14 protein-coding genes, 2 tRNA genes and 1 pseudogene are annotated in these 16,091 nt (G+C 41.9%); 8 read left to right on the forward strand and 9 right to left on the reverse strand.

From position 1 onward, the window contains the following. Positions 1 to 33: 33 nt before the first annotated feature. From trpB to trpD, 3 genes are read right to left on the reverse strand one after another with little or no spacing between them, the layout of a single operon-like run. Positions 34 to 1,215, reverse strand: a complete 1,182-nt coding sequence (gene trpB / locus ACFS5N_RS04265; protein ID WP_377182583.1) for a tryptophan synthase subunit beta — start codon at positions 1,213 to 1,215, stop codon at positions 34 to 36. Next, the gene (locus ACFS5N_RS04270; RefSeq protein ID WP_377182585.1) at positions 1,199 to 1,840 is read right to left on the reverse strand and encodes a phosphoribosylanthranilate isomerase; all 642 of its coding nucleotides are present in this window, start codon (positions 1,838 to 1,840) and stop codon (positions 1,199 to 1,201) included. The genes trpB and ACFS5N_RS04270 overlap by 17 nt, the downstream gene beginning before the upstream one ends. Positions 1,841 to 1,845: 5 nt before the next feature. Continuing rightward, positions 1,846 to 2,832: an anthranilate phosphoribosyltransferase gene (trpD, locus tag ACFS5N_RS04275; RefSeq protein WP_377182587.1), complete on the reverse strand. Its 987-nt coding sequence runs from the start codon at positions 2,830 to 2,832 to the stop codon at positions 1,846 to 1,848. Positions 2,833 to 3,088: 256 nt separating this feature from the next. On the opposite strand from trpD, the gene ACFS5N_RS04280 reads away from it, so the two are divergent. Continuing rightward, the gene (locus ACFS5N_RS04280) at positions 3,089 to 4,033 is read left to right on the forward strand and encodes an ion channel (protein WP_377182589.1); all 945 of its coding nucleotides are present in this window, start codon (positions 3,089 to 3,091) and stop codon (positions 4,031 to 4,033) included. Here ACFS5N_RS04280 and ACFS5N_RS04285 read toward each other — a convergent pair whose 3' ends face one another. Genes ACFS5N_RS04285 through recR form a run of 3 tightly spaced genes read right to left on the reverse strand, consistent with a single transcriptional unit; the run spans position 4,034 to position 6,287 of the window. Continuing rightward, a complete protein-coding gene (locus tag ACFS5N_RS04285; RefSeq protein WP_377182591.1) occupies positions 4,034 to 4,849 on the reverse strand; it encodes an SDR family oxidoreductase in 816 nt (271 codons plus the stop codon). Continuing rightward, positions 4,833 to 5,666, reverse strand: coding sequence for a glycosyltransferase family 2 protein (locus tag ACFS5N_RS04290; RefSeq protein ID WP_377182593.1), 834 nt, complete (start codon positions 5,664 to 5,666; stop codon positions 4,833 to 4,835). Before ACFS5N_RS04290 ends, ACFS5N_RS04285 begins: the two co-directional genes overlap by 17 nt. Before the next feature lie 3 nt (positions 5,667 to 5,669). After that, positions 5,670 to 6,287, reverse strand: coding sequence for a recombination mediator RecR (gene recR, locus ACFS5N_RS04295; RefSeq protein WP_377182595.1), 618 nt, complete (start codon positions 6,285 to 6,287; stop codon positions 5,670 to 5,672). A gap of 208 nt (positions 6,288 to 6,495) precedes the next feature. Here recR and ACFS5N_RS04300 point away from each other — a divergent pair, with 208 nt between their 5' ends. Together ACFS5N_RS04300 and ACFS5N_RS04305 are read left to right on the forward strand one after the other, a co-directional pair. Continuing rightward, positions 6,496 to 7,977, forward strand: a complete 1,482-nt coding sequence (locus ACFS5N_RS04300; protein ID WP_377182597.1) for a sodium:solute symporter — start codon at positions 6,496 to 6,498, stop codon at positions 7,975 to 7,977. A gap of 24 nt (positions 7,978 to 8,001) precedes the next feature. Next, positions 8,002 to 8,709, forward strand: a complete 708-nt coding sequence (locus ACFS5N_RS04305) for an LOG family protein (protein ID WP_377182599.1) — start codon at positions 8,002 to 8,004, stop codon at positions 8,707 to 8,709. A 67-nt stretch (positions 8,710 to 8,776) separates the two neighbouring features. Here ACFS5N_RS04305 and ACFS5N_RS04310 read toward each other — a convergent pair whose 3' ends face one another. Next, positions 8,777 to 9,373 carry a TlpA family protein disulfide reductase gene (locus tag ACFS5N_RS04310; protein WP_377182601.1) on the reverse strand — a complete coding sequence of 199 codons (597 nt, stop codon included), beginning with the start codon at positions 9,371 to 9,373 and terminating at the stop codon, positions 8,777 to 8,779. A 78-nt stretch (positions 9,374 to 9,451) separates the two neighbouring features. Here ACFS5N_RS04310 and ACFS5N_RS04315 point away from each other — a divergent pair. Next, positions 9,452 to 10,717: pseudogene (locus tag ACFS5N_RS04315) on the forward strand (TCR/Tet family MFS transporter); the annotation flags it as partial. 47 nt (positions 10,718 to 10,764) lie between these two features. Beyond that, the gene (locus ACFS5N_RS04320; RefSeq protein WP_377182603.1) at positions 10,765 to 12,069 is read left to right on the forward strand and encodes a TCR/Tet family MFS transporter; all 1,305 of its coding nucleotides are present in this window, start codon (positions 10,765 to 10,767) and stop codon (positions 12,067 to 12,069) included. On the opposite strand, the gene ACFS5N_RS04325 is transcribed toward ACFS5N_RS04320, so the two are convergent. Together ACFS5N_RS04325 and ACFS5N_RS04330 are read right to left on the reverse strand one after the other, a co-directional pair. Beyond that, on the reverse strand, positions 12,043 to 12,633 hold the full coding sequence (locus ACFS5N_RS04325) for a DUF502 domain-containing protein (RefSeq protein ID WP_377182605.1): 591 nt from the start codon (positions 12,631 to 12,633) through the stop codon (positions 12,043 to 12,045). The two genes, ACFS5N_RS04320 and ACFS5N_RS04325, sit on opposite strands and share 27 nt — an antisense overlap. A 13-nt stretch (positions 12,634 to 12,646) precedes the next feature. Continuing rightward, a complete protein-coding gene (locus ACFS5N_RS04330; protein WP_377182607.1) occupies positions 12,647 to 15,109 on the reverse strand; it encodes a bifunctional UDP-N-acetylmuramoyl-tripeptide:D-alanyl-D-alanine ligase/alanine racemase in 2,463 nt (820 codons plus the stop codon). Between the two features lie 59 nt (positions 15,110 to 15,168). Between ACFS5N_RS04330 and ACFS5N_RS04335 the strand changes: the two genes are divergently transcribed. The 3 genes from ACFS5N_RS04335 to ACFS5N_RS04345 all read left to right on the forward strand — a co-directional run bounded on the left by ACFS5N_RS04335 (position 15,169) and on the right by ACFS5N_RS04345 (position 15,963). Then, positions 15,169 to 15,651, forward strand: a complete 483-nt coding sequence (locus tag ACFS5N_RS04335; protein WP_377182609.1) for a regulatory protein RecX — start codon at positions 15,169 to 15,171, stop codon at positions 15,649 to 15,651. 103 nt (positions 15,652 to 15,754) lie between these two features. Next, a tRNA-Gly gene (locus ACFS5N_RS04340) sits at positions 15,755 to 15,827 on the forward strand. Between the two features lie 50 nt (positions 15,828 to 15,877). Then, positions 15,878 to 15,963 (forward strand) — tRNA-Leu (locus ACFS5N_RS04345). Positions 15,964 to 16,091: the final 128 nt, after the last annotated feature.

Below are 16,091 nucleotides of genomic sequence, written 5' to 3' on the forward strand. Positions count from 1 at the left end.
ACTATGAACCATCATCCATTAACCATAAGCTATCTAGTAATTAAAATATTTTATATAGGTGTTCAAATCCTTATCCCCACGTCCCGACAAACAGATTACCACGTTATCATCTTTCTTAAAGGTCATTTTCTCCAGCTGGGCCAAAGCATGCGCCGACTCAATGGCGGGGATAATACCCTCCAACTGGCAGCATAATAAACCTGCGTTCAAAGCCTCGTCATCAGTAACAGCGGCATATTGCGCACGCTTAATTTTATATAGATGCGCGTGCTGGGGGCCGATACCCGGGTAATCCAAACCGGCAGAAACAGAGTAAGGTTCGACAACCTGCCCATCTTCAGTCTGCATTAAAATAGTACGGCTGCCATGTAATACACCTTCTTTACCCAGGAAAGTCGTCGCAGCTGAATGACCACTATCAACCCCTTTACCTGCTGCTTCAACGGCAACCAGTTTTACACTCTCGTCGTCCAGGAAATGGTAAAACATACCCATGGCATTGCTGCCACCGCCTACGCAGGCCATTACGTACTCAGGCAATTCTTTACCGGTATGTTCAAGTAGCTGTTTTTTGGTTTCGAGGGATATGATAGATTGAAATTTAGCCACCATGTCAGGATATGGATATGGGCCAACTACCGAACCAATAATATAATGCGTATCAACCGGGTTGGCTATCCAGTCGCGCAAGGCTTCGTTGGTAGCATCTTTCAGCGTTTTACTACCTGAAGTTGCAGGGACAACTTTAGCACCCAGCATCTTCATACGGGCCACGTTTGGTGCCTGGCGCTCCATATCAATCTCACCCATGTAAACCACACATTCTATACCTTTCAAGGCACAAACTGTAGCTGTAGCTACACCGTGCTGACCGGCGCCTGTTTCAGCGATGATACGTTTTTTACCTAAACGCTGCGCCAGCAGTATTTGCCCGATGGCATTATTTATCTTGTGCGAACCGGTATGGTTCAGATCCTCGCGCTTAAGGAATATGTTAGCACCGTATCTCTCCGAATAGCGTTTTGCATGATATAATGGTGAAGGGCGACCCACGTAATCCTTTAAAAGCTGATCAAACTCGGCTTTAAAATCAGGGGCATTCAATATATTTAAATATTGCTGTCTTAATTCTTCTACATTAGGGTAAAGCATTTCGGGCACATATGCACCACCAAAATCGCCATAATATCCTTGCTCGTTAACTCCGTACTTCATGCGTGTTATCTTGTTTTATCAGGCTAAATGCCTGCTTTAGTTTTTCAATATCTTTTAATCCGGGCGCTGTCTCAAATTTACTGTTCAAATCAACACCGTAAAATTGCGGGTGCTTTATCTTGTTAATTTGATCAAGGTTATCCAAACTTAAACCGCCGCTCAGAAAGAACGGAACCTCTAAAGTATATTTATTCAAAATATCCCAGTTAAAGGTTTTGCCTGAGCCGCCGTGTGCGTCGGTTTTGGTATCAAACAAAAAGTGGTCAACCTTACCCACATAATCCTTTAATTGCTCAAAGTCGAAATCTTCGTTTACACCAAAGGCCTTCAGCACTTGCACCCTGTCTTTAAACCGTTCAACAAATTCGGGCGATTCGTTGCCATGTAATTGCACTGCTTTGAAATCATATTTATCAACCAAAGCTTCAATTTCTTCTGCACGCTCATTTACGAAAACACCGGTCTTAATAATCTCCGGTGATATTGCAGCTAAGGCATCCGCATCCAAATCGCCAGCAAAACGCGGCGAACGGCCGTAGAAGATAAAGCCCATGTATTTAGGCTCCAACGCTTCTATCGCCCGAATGTTATCAGGATATTTTAGTCCGCAAACTTTTATTTTCATTTCAATTAACCTATTAAGGCTTTAAAACTTTTTAGTGCTTTTTTGCTGATTAATGACGCTTCGGCCTCATAAAAGCAATCAGCAAATGATTTCTCCGGTTTAATGGTTTGTATAGCCACTGCGGCATTGGCCAGCACTACGTTACTTTGCTCTGTAGTAGCCTGGTTATTCAGTACACGCATAAATATAGCGGCCGATTCGTCAACCGTGGCGCCACCCATTATAGTTAACGGACTAATTTTTTCAAAACCCAATTCAGTCAATCTATTAACTTTTTCGCCTTGTGGTGTGAAAGTTTTAAAATCGCAGGTTAGCGATATCTCGTCATAACCCTCTAGGGCATTTAAAATAGTATATTTTTTATCAGAGCGCTGATACAAATACGCATACATGCGCGCCAGCTCTAAGTTATATACGCCCACCATTTGGTTTTTCGGCTTCGCCGGATTCACCATCGGCCCTAGCATATTAAAAAAGGTTTTTACGCCCAGTTCTCTACGGATAGGCGCTACCGTTTTCATAGCCGGATGAAATAAAGGCGCATGCAGGAAACAAATATTAGCCTCATCCAAATTCCTTTTCAGTGAATCCAGATCATTAGTAAACTTATAACCTAAATACTCCATCACATTTGATGAACCACAGCCTGATGACACGCCATAGTTACCGTGTTTGGCTACCTGATAGCCAGCCCCCGCCACAACAAACGAGGCTAAAGTTGAGATATTAAATGTATCCTTACCATCGCCGCCGGTTCCGCACAGGTCTATCAACTCATCTGTTCCCAGATCAACAGCCAGGCATAAATCTATCATCGCATCTCTGAAACCCTCCAACTCAGATACGGTAATCGTTCGCATACAGTACGCCGTCATAAAGGCAGTGATCTGCGAATTGTTATATATACCTTGCGAGATTAGTGTCAGGACGTCTTTTGCCTGGTCGCGTGTCAGTGTTTTGTTCTCAAAAAGATGGTTAAGTATTTGTTTCATATTAGCCGCTTATGGGATTTTGTTGGTTGAATGATCGTTAAACGCTGATAATAAAAAAGGGTTACCATAAGGCAACCCTTTTTAAAATATTATTTTTTATAACAGGAGTTTGCCTTACGAATTAATCGTTAAGCCACCACCAATTATTTAACATTTTCGAAATCATTACGTCGCAAATATGGAAATAGTTTTTTCTAAAAGCAAGCAGAATAATATTTTTACAAAAAGTTGATCTTGCAGCTTTCTCACAACAACAATGGCTATACACAGAAGAAAATTTAATCCTGAGGACGATTTAGGTTTCGGCACCAAAGCGGTAGTTAAAACCCAACGCCTCATTAACCAGGACGGCTCCATTAATGTTAAGCGCAAAGGATTAAAATTCTTTAGTACGGCTAATACTTACCACTCGTTAATTACCATGAACTGGTTCAAATTCTGGCTGGTGGTACTTGCGGGGTATTTAGTCGCCAATATTTTATTTGCGATGATCTATGTGGCACTTGGGCCTGGCACATTGGATGGCACAGAGGGCACGTCCCTGTTTTATCGTTTCATGGATTCGTTTTTCTTTTCAGCGCAAACACTTTCAACGGTTGGCTACGGGCACATCAGCCCAAAAGGCCTGGTTGCCAATACCATCGCTGCTTTTGAGTCGATGATTGGTTTGCTAGCCTTTGCTTTGGCCACAGGTTTGTTGTATGGGCGTTTCTCAAAACCATCAGCCAAGATTAAGTATAGCAAACATTTACTGGTTGCCCCGTATAAGGGTGGTAAGGGTTTAATGTTCAGACTAACCAACTTACGCCGTAATGTTTTGATTGACCTGAGTATGGAAGTGATCTTTTCTTACAACGAAGAGATTAACGGCCGGCTGGAACGCCGTTTTATATCATTGCCGCTTGAACGTAAAAAAGTAAGCGTTTTAACATTAAGCTGGACAATAGTACATCCACTTGATGATGACAGCCCGCTGAAAGATATGACGCCTGAGGATCTGGAAAATACTGGAGCTACGTTCGCTGTTTTGCTGAAAGCTTTTGACGACACTTTTTCACAGACCGTTCATTCGCGTACATCTTACATGTATAATGAGATGGTTTGGGGAGCCAAATTCCAGCCGGCGTTTGACCAGGATGAAGATGGACGCTTAATGTTGAACCTGGACAAGATAGACGATCACGAATTAGTGGAGATCTGATTACTTTAACAACGGATCTCTTTCTTTGGTGAAAACATTATAAACCAACTTATCCAACCTTGCCGGTATAAACTTACTTAACAATACGGTCAACTTACCTTGACCAGTCATAATCAGTGTACGCGAACGGCTTTCAACCCCGTCGGCAATACGTTTGGCTACTTCGTCCGATGACATCATTTTTTCCTCATGTAAGGTGCTCTCGCGCTGTTGGTTACCGTCCTTATTTAAAGCTGTATTGCGGATATTAGATGCTGTAAACCCGGGACAGGCCGTCATTACATGAATGCCGGTTTTTAGATTTTCAACGCGTAAAGAATCCAGGAAACCATTCATTGCAAATTTAGAAGCTGAATAACCAGAGCGTCCCGGCAAACCTTTGTAACCGGCGATAGACGACACGCCTACAATTGAACCTTTAGTTTTCAGCACTTCAGGCAACGCATATTTGGTACAATATACCGCTCCCCAAAAGTTAACATCCATCAAAGTTTTTAAAACCTGTACATCCACATCGTTAAACAAAGCACGCATAGATATACCGGCGTTGTTAATCAATATGTCAATCTGACCAAGGGTTTGTTTAGTTTGATGAATAAGCTGTTTACAATCTTCTTCCAAACTCACGTCGCATTGCACAGCTAGCGCTTTGATCTTATATTCGTCTTGTAGTTTTTGAGCTATCTCACATAAAGAAACATAGTGTCTTGCAGCTAATACAAGATTTGCACCCCTGCGTGCAAATTCATGAGCTAGTGATTTACCGATACCCGATGAGGCACCTGTGATAATAACGATTTTATTGTTCAACTTCATAAGCAGCCGGGTATACCTGCATGCCTTCTATTTTTATTTCAGGCAGTTTGAACAGGTACTTGGCCGCGAAGATAAGCATCGCACCATAAAAATACTTAATGTATTGCCAGCTAAATTTAGGCGCATTGTCGCTTTTCAGATTGATGATATACGTTTTAGGAAAGTAGAAATTTTTGTATCCCGACAGACGCATCCGGTATGACAGGTCGATATTGTGTCCATATTGTACAAAACGTTCGTCAAACAAGCCTACATCACTTAAAACCGACTTGCGGATCAGCATAAAAGCATCGTTCAATATATCCACTTCAGAAGTTTGAAACTCTTCAACCCAGGCTTTATGGTTACGGTCTGACAAGCGTGTTTTTTGAAAGTTTTTGGCGAAACCTATCAGTTTAAAAAAAGTCATCCAGGGTTTGGTCAGGCCTCGATTTGACTCGGGCAGGAAGCCGCCTTGCGCGCCTAGCATTCTTACACTTAATCCGCTGGCTTCATTATGAGTATCCATAAACTCAATTACCTTGGCTAAAGTCTCTTTGCCGCAAATACTATCCGCATTGACCAGTAAAACATACTCGCCTCTGGACACTTCGATGCCCTGATTAGCTGCTTTTGAAATACCCAGGTTTGTTTTATTGGCGATTAACCTGACATCGGGAAAATCGGCTCGAAGCATTTCGATAGTGTTATCAGTTGACGCATTATCAACCACAATAAGCTCATAAATAAGGCCATGAGCGGCCTTAATCAACGAATTAAGCGCGAGTTTAAGCAAATCACAGCGATTGCGATTTACCATGATTACCGATAGTTTCATAGCTTACCTGGATAAAGAATTTTCATACGGAACACGTGTAGCGATGGATCGACCCAAGGTGATCTCGTCTACGTACTCTAATTCTCCTCCAAAGGCTATGCCACGGGCAATAGTTGAGATACTAATATTAAACTGTTTTAATTTCTTATGCAGGTAGAATATCGTGGTATCACCTTCCATGGTAGCGCTTAAGGCAAAAATCACCTCTTTGATTTCGTCGTTTTTCAAGCGCTCAATCAACGAATCTACCTGCAGATCGGATGGGCCGACCCCATCCATCGGCGATATCAAGCCACCCAGTACATGGTAAACGCCATTATACTGACTGGTATTTTCAATGGCCATTACGTCGCGAGTGTCCTCAACCACACAAATCAGACTATGGTCGCGTTTGTGTGACGAACAGATCTCGCATACACGCTGGTCTGAAATATTATGACAAACCTCGCAAAAACGAATTTCTTCGCGCAATTTGGTTATGGCGCTGCTAAACTTTTGTACTTCCTCCTTATCCTGGTTAAGCAGGTGCAATACCAAACGCAAGGCGGTTTTCTGCCCCACTCCCGGTAATTTTGCAAACTCAGCTACCGCGTTTTCCAACAACTTCGACGAAAAGTTCATATTGCGAATTTAAAAAATAATAGGTAAATCGCCGTAGTCCGTTTGTGATTGTACTGTAAAACTCATTATGACGATACATTTTATAACACACGTCATTGCGAGCGCAGCGTGGCAATCTCTGCGTGACTTATAAGCACTATTTGATAAGCGTGTGTAGAGATTGCTTCGTTCCTCGCAATGACGTGTGGGACGCAAAACCTTAAATAAAATGTCGCCCGGAGTATTGTTGTCATTTATCATTGGCTATTTTCTTGTACTACTGGTTATTTCGTGGCTTACTTCACGTAAGTCATCAGACAATGACACCTTTTTCGTAGCCAACCGTAATTCAAAATGGTATTTAGTTGCCTTCGGTATGATTGGTACGGCGCTTAGCGGTGTAACCTTTATCTCGGTTCCCGGTAAAGTTGGTGCGCCGAGCGGCGATCAATTTGCATACTTTCAGTTTGTACTGGGCAATGCAGCGGGCTTTATTATTATCGCTACGGTGCTGTTGCCACTGTACTATCGGATGAAACTAACCTCTATCTATAGCTACATTGAACATGCATTAGGCGCCTGGAGTTATAAAACAGCTGCTGGCATATTTTTAATCAGCAGGGTAATCGGGTCCGCTTTTAGGCTCTATTTAGTGGTGATCGTTTTACAGAAATTTATATTTGACAGCTATGGTGTACCGTTTGCGGTGACTGTACTGATTTGTTTGCTATTAATATGGGGCTATACGTTTAAAGGCGGATTAAAAACCATTATCATCACCGACAGCTTACAAACGCTATTCCTGGTATCGTCTGTTTTTTTGTCGATATATTTTATCTGCCGCAGCCTGAACGTCAATGTATTTGAAGCAGCTGATATGATCAAAAACAGCAGCTATTCTAAGATATTTTTCTTCAGCGATTTTATGACGAGCCACTTCCATTTTACCAAGCAGTTTCTGGGCGGCCTGTTCATCACTGTAGGCATGACTGGGCTTGATCAGGATTTGATGCAGAAAAACCTCAGTCTGTCAAACATCCGCGAAGCGCAAAAAAATATGTTCAGTTTTACCGGCGTATTTGTGGTGATCAATATTTTCTTTTTGAGCGTGGGGGCGCTGTTATACATGTACGCTGCTAAAAATGGCATAACGGTAACCAAGACCGACTACCTCTATCCTACCATAGCGCTAAAGTATCTGGGTATTGTGCCAGCTATTGTGTTTATGCTGGGCCTGACAGCGGCCACCTTCGCAACTACCGACTCAGCCTTAACCGCTTTAACTACCTCGTTTTGTGTCGACTTTTTAAACTTTAATAAAGGCAAAGATGTCAATAGCAAAAAAATGATCAGCATTCGTCATTATGTACACGTTGGCTTTTCTGGATTGATGTTATTGACAATTATGCTGTTCAACGCCATTAATAACGACGCTGTAGTAAGTGCGATATTTAAGGTAGCGTCCTATACCTATGGGCCATTACTTGGCTTATACGCTTTCGGATTATTTATGAGCTCGCGGCAGGTCAGAGATAAGTTAACGCCTTTTATTTGCGTTATATCTCCGGCAATAAGTTTTTACCTGAGCACACACTCGGCCGAACTATTTGGTTATACTTTCGATAATGAACTCATCCTTATAAACGGATTAATTACATTTGCCGGCTTGCTATTGGCGTCGACAACTAAAACAAAAACAGTAGTGGCCTGATTATATACTTTTTAAGATAAGATAATGACTGGTGAAGAAAAAATAAGACACGCATTTGAGAACAAAGACTGGCAGGAAATTAAAGTAACCGACTCCTGGCAGATATTTAAAATAATGGCCGAATTTGTTGACGGCTTTGAGAAACTGGCTAAAATTGGCCCCTGTGTATCAATCTTTGGTTCGGCACGTACCAAAAATGATAATCCGTATTATAAACTAGCGGAAGATACTGCCCGCCTGCTTACAGAGCGTGGTTATGGTGTAATATCAGGCGGCGGACCGGGTATTATGGAAGCTGCCAACAAAGGCGCCTATGAAGCCGGTGGTAAATCAGTAGGTTTAAATATTGAACTGCCGTTTGAGCAATTTCACAATAAATACATCGACCGCGATAAAGTTTTGCAGTTTGATTATTTCTTTGTGCGCAAAGTAATGTTTATGAAATACTCGCAAGGTTTTATTGTGTTGCCCGGCGGTTTTGGTACGCTTGATGAATCGTTCGAGGCAATTACGCTAATACAAACTGGTAAAATTGCCCGCTTCCCGATTGTGTTTGTGGGTGTAGAGTATTGGAAGGGCTTGTTTGAGTGGATCACTGATAAAATGCTGAACCAGGAACACAACATTCATCCTGACGATCTGAACCTGTATCGGGTAGTTGACACAGCAGAAGAAGCTGTTGAACATATCTTCCGTTTCTACGACAAATATGTTTTGAAACCGAACTTTTAAACAAAGATTACTCAAAAAAAACGTCATTGCAAACGCAATGACGTTTTTTTATTTCATACCAACTGGCTCACCTTGTTTTAGCTGGAACTTTGTTATCAGTTGCTTTTTTAGCTTTCTCTATCATGCCACTTACCTCATTAGCCAGCTCCTGATCACTCATCCCTGGCATATAGCCAATGTTTTCAAAACGCACTATACCGTCCCGGTCTATAATAAACTTGGTAGGTATACCCATCAACTTGTACGTTTTAAAAAATTTATTTTGAACGCCGCCTTCGCCTTTTTCATCAAAGATTACCTTAAAACTATAATGATTGTCAGCCAAAAAGTTTTTTACCAAGTCTTTGTAGTTATCTGCTCTTTCGCGGGTATCAATAAATAAAAACTGTACGTCTTTATCATCCTTATACTTATTTAAAGCTATTTGCATGCCCGGGAATGACATTTTACACGGACCGCACCAGGTAGCCCAAAAGTCAAGAACTACGACCTTACCTTTATAATCGGTTAACGAAACAGTTTTACCATCCATGTCTTTAAGTTCAAATGCTGGTGCCGGTTGATTTGTAATATATTCCGGTTGTTGGCTTTGTGCACGGATATCTATCGTAAAAAAAATGCAGGCGACTGTCAATACGGCGGCTAATACAATCTTCTTTTTCATAGGAATTTGAGATAAGGGGTTTACAGTTACCAATTTACGGACATTTTCAAATAATATAGCCAAAGATTTAATAATTATTTAATCGGTATTTTTCCCGGTTTTGTTTATTTTGCAAGAATGGAGCAACCTGTAAAATCAAAAAAACAAGCCGCCCTGGGCTTTATTTTTGTAACCTTACTCATTGATATCACCGGCCTGGGTATTATCATTCCCGTATTGCCAAAGCTTATTGAAAACCTGATACATGGCAATTTAAGCGATGCATCGCGTTATGCAGGCTTGCTAACGCTGGCTTACGCAATTATGCAGTTTTTGTTTGCACCAGTACTGGGTAACCTTAGCGATAAATATGGCCGCCGTCCGGTGCTATTGGGTTCATTAACGGGTTTTGGTATTGATTATTTGTTCCTGGCTTTTGCGCCAAGCATAGGCTGGTTATTTGTGGGCCGTGCCATTGCAGGTATTACCGGTGCAAGCTATACCACCGCATCAGCCTATATTGCTGATGTGAGCACACCTGAAAAACGTGCGCAAAACTTCGGGATGATTGGTATTGCATTTGGGTTGGGCTTTATAATAGGCCCCGTTATAGGCGGCATACTAGGCAAATACAGCACACAATTGCCGTTTATAGCTGCGGCAGGCCTGGCTTTACTAAACGCACTCTACGGATTTTTTGTACTGCCTGAATCGCTGGATAAAGAACATCGCCGCCCTTTTGAGTTAAGGCGGGCCAATCCTATTGGTTCATTAAAACAACTGAATAAATATCCGGCTGTTTTAGGCCTGGCTGCCTCGCTATTTCTGATCTATTTTGCCGCGCAATCGGTACAAAGTGTATGGACGTTCTACACCATGTCAAAGTTTGGCTGGAACGAAGCGTGGGTTGGCTATTCCTTAGGTTTTGTGGGATTGACCATTGCTGCGGTGCAAGGCGGACTTATCCGCATTGCTATACCCAAGCTGGGACAGGAACGCAGCATTTGGGTTGGTTTATCATTTTACGCCATAGGGCTATTATTATTTGCTATCGCGACGAAAGGCTGGATGATGTTTGCCTTTATGATCCCTTATGCATTAGGCGGCATAGCGGGCCCCGCCCTGCAAGGCGTGATGACCGCGCAGGTGCCGCAAAATGAGCAAGGCGAACTTCAGGGTGCTTTGACAAGTTTAGCCAGCCTGAGTGCCATATTTGGCCCATGGGTAATGACTTACCTTTTTTATAAGTTTACCAAAAGCGGCGCCCCATTTTATTTCCCCGGCGCTCCCTTTGTTTTAGGGTCTTTTTTAATGCTGTTAAGTGTGATATTGGCCGTTAGGAGTTTTAAAAGAAACACAAATTAAATTTATTGGTTATACAAAAGCTAATATCAAAACTAAACTGCTACTAAATGGCCGAAGAGCTATCACCTATAAAACAAATAGCCAAAGAAGTTAAGAAAAAGACACGTTCGGCGGCTTTGGGCTTCATTTTCATTACCATATTTATTGACGTGCTGGGTTTGGGAATCATTATTCCGGTTATGCCTAAGCTGCTGCAAACTTTAGGTCATTTTGACATCAGTACGGCATCGAAATATAATGGCTGGCTTACGTTAATATATGCTTCCATGCAACTGGTTTTTGCATCAATTATGGGTAGCTTGAGCGATAGATACGGCCGCAGGCCGGTATTGCTTATTTCGTTGTTTGGCTTTAGCATTGACTATATGTTTATGGCCTTTGCCCCTTCTATATCATGGTTGTTTGTGGGCCGTTTCATTGCAGGCGTAACAGGCGCGAGTACAGCAACCGCTACAGCCTATATTGCAGACATAAGCACAGGGCATAAACGCGATGCAAACTTTGGTTTAGTTGGTGCAGCCTCAGGCATCGGCTTAATTTTAGGTGTAGGGCTGGGCGGATACTTAGGTGAGCTAAACATTAAATTTCCATTTATGGCAGCTGCCGGCTTTGCCTTTTTAAACGGGTTATATGGCTTGTTTGTGCTTCCTGAATCGTTGAAGCCAGCGCATCGCCGTAAGTTTGAGTGGAAAAGGGCTAACCCGCTGGGTTCATTGATCAGGGTTTTTACTAAACACGTGGGTTTAGCCGGGCTCATTGGCGCTATTTTGCTGGTATATACTGCCCAAAAAGCAGTCGAGTATATGCTATCCTTCTTGTTATACGAAAAGTTTAACTGGTCAATGCATAGTGTTAGTTTGCTGGCGCTTTTTATAGGGCTGCTTTTGTTCTCCATTCAGGCAGGGTTAATACGTTATACTATCCCAAAATTCGGACAGCAAAAAAACATTATAGCAGGTATTATATTTTACGCTGTCGGCTTAACATTAATTGCTTTTGCCAGTCAGGGATGGATGGTTTATTTGTTTATGATACCGTATTGCTTGGGCGGAATCTCCGGTCCGGCATTACAGGGGTTTGCAACCAACCGCGTTGCTAAAAACGAGCAGGGAGAATTGCAGGGCGCTATAACGATCCTCAACAGCATTAGCGTAATAGTGGGTCCTGCCATATTCAGCTTTTTGTTTGCGAATTATACCAACAAACAGTCGGGTTTATATTTTCCAGGTGCACCTTTTTTATTGGCCGCCATACTAATGGTGATAAGTACTTTTCTGGCGATAAAGAGTTTTGGAGCCCAGGTTAAAAAGGTGCGGGCGAAAAAATCAGTCAAGACCACTAACGCCGCCTGATATCACAAACTTCATCATATCAGCAGCGTTTTTCTCAATAGGCTTTACCTTATCAGAAGAGACTATAACTACCTGACCAGCAAAGGAGTAAGAATATGGAAAGTAAACTGCTACTTCACCCGGTAATCCCAGTTTAGCAAGATCTTTTTGCACGAGGAAACCTATCTTTTTCAAGCCAAATTCATTTACCTCAACAATAACTGCTTCGCTGAATTTTTTCTCATCGCCCACAAAAGCCTCCGTCAGATCTTTTATAGATGAATAAAGAAAGTTAAAAAAAGGCAGGCGATTTAACCAGCCTTTAACCCAAAGCTTAATGGGGTCTGTAACTACGTTGGTTACCAGGATACCTGCGAGCATGATAATTACTAACACGTTTAAAATACCTAAACCTGGGATATGCAGCGGTTTGCCTTTGCTGTCTGTAAAAACGTCGCTTACATTCAATGCATTATCTACACTGGTAACCGCCCAGAAAATCAAAAACAATGCTGCACCTATAGGTACTACAACAATTAGTCCTTTAAAAAAATAATTTAACAGGGCGCGGGCAATACGTTTCATTGATGGGCAAAATCTACTCGTAAAAATACACTCTTTTTACGCGTTGTGAAATATTGGTCAAAATCTCATACGGAATAGTACCAATCTGGGTTGCTAAATCTTCAATACGGTGCGTCTCGTTAAAAACGATTACTTCATCACCTTCCTCAGCATCAATTTCGGTAACATCTATCATGCACATATCCATTGCAATATTACCCACCGTTGGCGCAACAATACCGTTTACATACATTTTGCCTACTCCATTGCCAAAGGCCCTTAAATAACCATCGGCATACCCAATGCGGACAGTAGCAATTTTACCATCACGCGGTAAAACACCTTTGCGGCCATAGCCAACAGTCTCTCCCGCAGGAATTCTTTTAACCTGAGATATGCTGGTTTTTAGTGTGGTAATGGGTTGCAAAGCAACATTATCTGCCGGGACAGCGGCATCAATACCATATAAGCCAATACCTAATCTAACCATATCAAACTGCGCTGATGCCCAGCGGGTTATACCAGAGCTGTTCAAAATGTGTTTGATAATGCTATATCCAAGGCATTCTTCTATTTGCCGTGTAGCAATCTCAAATTTATCAATCTGCGTTTGTGTAAACGCATCATGTTCCGAAGCCTCACTGGCGGCCAGGTGAGAGTAGGCAGACACGACACGCACAAACTTATTTTGCTCTAAAAGGTCGCATAACGTCTCAATTTCAAGCGGCTCAAAACCGAGGCGATGCATACCGGTATCAATTTTGACATGGACAGGGTAATTAACGATGTCGTTTCGTTGTACATACTTAATAAAATCGTCAAACAAACCAAAACTGTACAAAACGGGCTCAAGCTTATATTCTACTAATTTGTCAAAAGCCGACTGTTCAGCGTTCAATACCATAATAGGCATGCTGATACCGGCTTGCCGTAAACCTATCCCCTCGTCGGTATAGGCCACGGCCAGATAATCGACCTTATTATATTGCAGCATGTTTGCCAGCTCGAAAGTACCGCTGCCATAACTAAATGCTTTAACCATAGCCATTAACTTAACGCCAGGCCTTAGTTTAGACTTATAATAGTTCAAGTTATTGAGCATGGCGTTAAGGTTGATTTCCATAACCGTTTCATGCGTTTTTTGTACCAGCGCACGGCTTACACTTTCAAATTCAAAACTGCGCGAACCTTTTATCAATATGGTCTCGCTTTTAAACCCAATAGTCAGCAGATTATTCAATAACTCGTTTGTGTCAGCATAAAAGTATTTTTCGGCAGTGTCAAAATACTCCTGATGGTTTAATAATGCCTGGCCTACGCCGATAAACTTGTCGAGTTTTTTTTCTTTAACCAGTGCGGCTACTTGCTTATACAAAGTATCTTCTTGCAGCCCAGACTGGTAAATATCTGACAGAATTAACGTCTTTTTTTTATGTTGATTTTGCTGATTTAAAAAATCCAGCGCTATGCTAAGCGAATGGATATCAGAGTTATAAGAATCATCAATCACCGAGCAGTCGTTAATACCGGTCTTGAGTTCTAAACGCATACTAACAGGGCTTAAGCGTTCCAATCGCTTATCAGTTTCAATCGGCGAGTAACCTATAGCCAATAGTGTAGCCCAACAAATTATTACATTCTCAACCGATGCCTGGTCAAGAAAAGGTATAAGGCATTCTATTTCCTGATCCTTATATTGCGCACGCAGGTAGTAGTTTTTCTTAATGATGGTTTCGCTAAACACATACAAGTCGGCCTGCTTGAAATTGCGGCTCCAGGTAAAACAGGTAGTTGCCGGTATATCCTTTTGATAATCGGTCAGTTGATCATAATTATGAATCAGCAATGAACAATGCTTAAACAGTTTCAGCTTTTCCAGCACCTTATCACGGGTGCTTTCAAAACCCTCGTCATGTGCGGTACCCAGGTGGGTTAATACGCCGATGCCGGGTTTGATTATGGCTTCAAGTTTTTCCATCTCGCCGGGCATAGAAATTCCTGCTTCAAATATACCCAACTCGCTCCTATCGTTAATTTGCCAAACCGAAAGCGGTACCCCTATTTGCGAATTATAGCTCTTTGGATTTCTGACAATGTTTTTATCGGCTGCCATTAGCTGGTAAAGCCATTCTTTTACTATGGTTTTACCATTACTGCCTGTAATGCCAATTACTTGCAGATTAAAACGCTCACGATGGTGGCGGGCTAAGGTTTGCAATGCATTTAATACATCATAAACAATCAGAAAATTAGCTTCAGGCAGTTTTATTTCAGGTCCTTCTTTTACTACAAAATTGCGTACGCCTGAAGCAAAGGCTTCAGCAATAAATTCATGACCGTTACGGCGCCCGCTCAGCGCAAAAAACAAGCCCTCAGTGCCGCTATTAATCTTGCGGCTGTCTGTCAGCAGTATGCTAATGATATCATCGTTAACGATCTCGCCTTCGGCGCCGATGATTTGTTTAACTTCGGTAATTGAGTATTGATTACTTAGCATAAATGCGAAGTTGCTTATATTTCTACGAATAGAAGAATTTTTGACAACTTTGGTTTGAAATGGACGAACCGAAAAGAAAAAAAATAACAGACCCGAAAGAGGCGCTGTCCAAGGCCGAACATTATTGCGCTTATCAGGAACGCGCCCAACAGGAAGTGCGGGATAAGTTATATGAATGGGGCTTATGGCCCGATGCTGTCGAACAGACCATTTCAGAACTGATATCTGGCGGCTTTTTAAACGAGGAGCGCTTTGCCAAAGCTTATACATTGGGTAAATTCAGGCAAAAAGGCTGGGGAAAGATCAAGATTAAACAAGGACTAAAGCTTAAACGCGTGCCCGAGGTTTTGATTAAAAAAGCGGTGGCTTTAATTGATGGTGATGCTTACACAGCTACGCTTACCGACATCCTGATAAAAAAAGCCAGAATCCTGCCTGAAAAAGATCGCTTTAAACGCAGATACAAATTACAGCATTATGCTGCGAGCCGTGGCTATGAAAGCGATATTATTTTAGACGTTTTGAAAGACAGGGAGTTATAAAAATATTAAAAAAATTATTGCATACCGTTCTTTTCTGTCTATATTTGCACTCCGCAAACGCAAAGGCAGTAGATGCTGATGGCTTAACCGGAAAATTACCAACGCGAAAGTAGCTCAGTTGGTAGAGCACGACCTTGCCAAGGTCGGGGTCGCGAGTTCGAATCTCGTCTTTCGCTCAAAACCCTTTCTCTGATGAAAGGGTTTTATTTTAAAAGGTCACACACCTGCCTAGGTGGTGGAACTGGTAGACACGCAGGACTTAAAATCCTGTTCGCCTTAAAGCGAGTGCGGGTTCGATTCCCGCCCTAGGTACTTAGACAGAAATGCAAGTTTGTAATAGTTTGACTATCAACAACTTGCATTTCTTTTTTTTAATGAGTTTTGCTCATCTCCTCAATCGAACAACTCAAACAAATACTTCAATTTATTAATTATCAACT

Source organism: Mucilaginibacter ximonensis, assembly GCF_042686265.1.
GTDB classification, from domain to species: Bacteria; Bacteroidota; Bacteroidia; order Sphingobacteriales; family Sphingobacteriaceae; genus Mucilaginibacter; species Mucilaginibacter ximonensis.

What these genes read in the sequence shown, in the direction of transcription:
- ACFS5N_RS04320 (WP_377182603.1), top strand. Translation starts at nt 10,765, where the DNA reads ATGGCCGAAGAGCTATCACCTATAAAACAAATAGCCAAAGAAGTTAAG.
- ACFS5N_RS04300 (WP_377182597.1), top strand. Translation starts at nt 6,496, where the DNA reads ATGTCGCCCGGAGTATTGTTGTCATTTATCATTGGCTATTTTCTTGTA.
- ACFS5N_RS04290 (WP_377182593.1), bottom strand. Translation starts at nt 5,666, where the DNA reads ATGAAACTATCGGTAATCATGGTAAATCGCAATCGCTGTGATTTGCTT.
- ACFS5N_RS04325 (WP_377182605.1), bottom strand. Translation starts at nt 12,633, where the DNA reads ATGAAACGTATTGCCCGCGCCCTGTTAAATTATTTTTTTAAAGGACTA.
- trpB (WP_377182583.1), bottom strand. Translation starts at nt 1,215, where the DNA reads ATGAAGTACGGAGTTAACGAGCAAGGATATTATGGCGATTTTGGTGGT.
- ACFS5N_RS04270 (WP_377182585.1), bottom strand. Translation starts at nt 1,840, where the DNA reads ATGAAAATAAAAGTTTGCGGACTAAAATATCCTGATAACATTCGGGCG.
- ACFS5N_RS04335 (WP_377182609.1), top strand. Translation starts at nt 15,169, where the DNA reads ATGGACGAACCGAAAAGAAAAAAAATAACAGACCCGAAAGAGGCGCTG.
- recR (WP_377182595.1), bottom strand. Translation starts at nt 6,287, where the DNA reads ATGAACTTTTCGTCGAAGTTGTTGGAAAACGCGGTAGCTGAGTTTGCA.
- trpD (WP_377182587.1), bottom strand. Translation starts at nt 2,832, where the DNA reads ATGAAACAAATACTTAACCATCTTTTTGAGAACAAAACACTGACACGC.
- ACFS5N_RS04310 (WP_377182601.1), bottom strand. Translation starts at nt 9,373, where the DNA reads ATGAAAAAGAAGATTGTATTAGCCGCCGTATTGACAGTCGCCTGCATT.
- ACFS5N_RS04330 (WP_377182607.1), bottom strand. Translation starts at nt 15,109, where the DNA reads ATGCTAAGTAATCAATACTCAATTACCGAAGTTAAACAAATCATCGGC.
- ACFS5N_RS04280 (WP_377182589.1), top strand. Translation starts at nt 3,089, where the DNA reads ATGGCTATACACAGAAGAAAATTTAATCCTGAGGACGATTTAGGTTTC.
- ACFS5N_RS04305 (WP_377182599.1), top strand. Translation starts at nt 8,002, where the DNA reads ATGACTGGTGAAGAAAAAATAAGACACGCATTTGAGAACAAAGACTGG.
- ACFS5N_RS04285 (WP_377182591.1), bottom strand. Translation starts at nt 4,849, where the DNA reads ATGAAGTTGAACAATAAAATCGTTATTATCACAGGTGCCTCATCGGGT.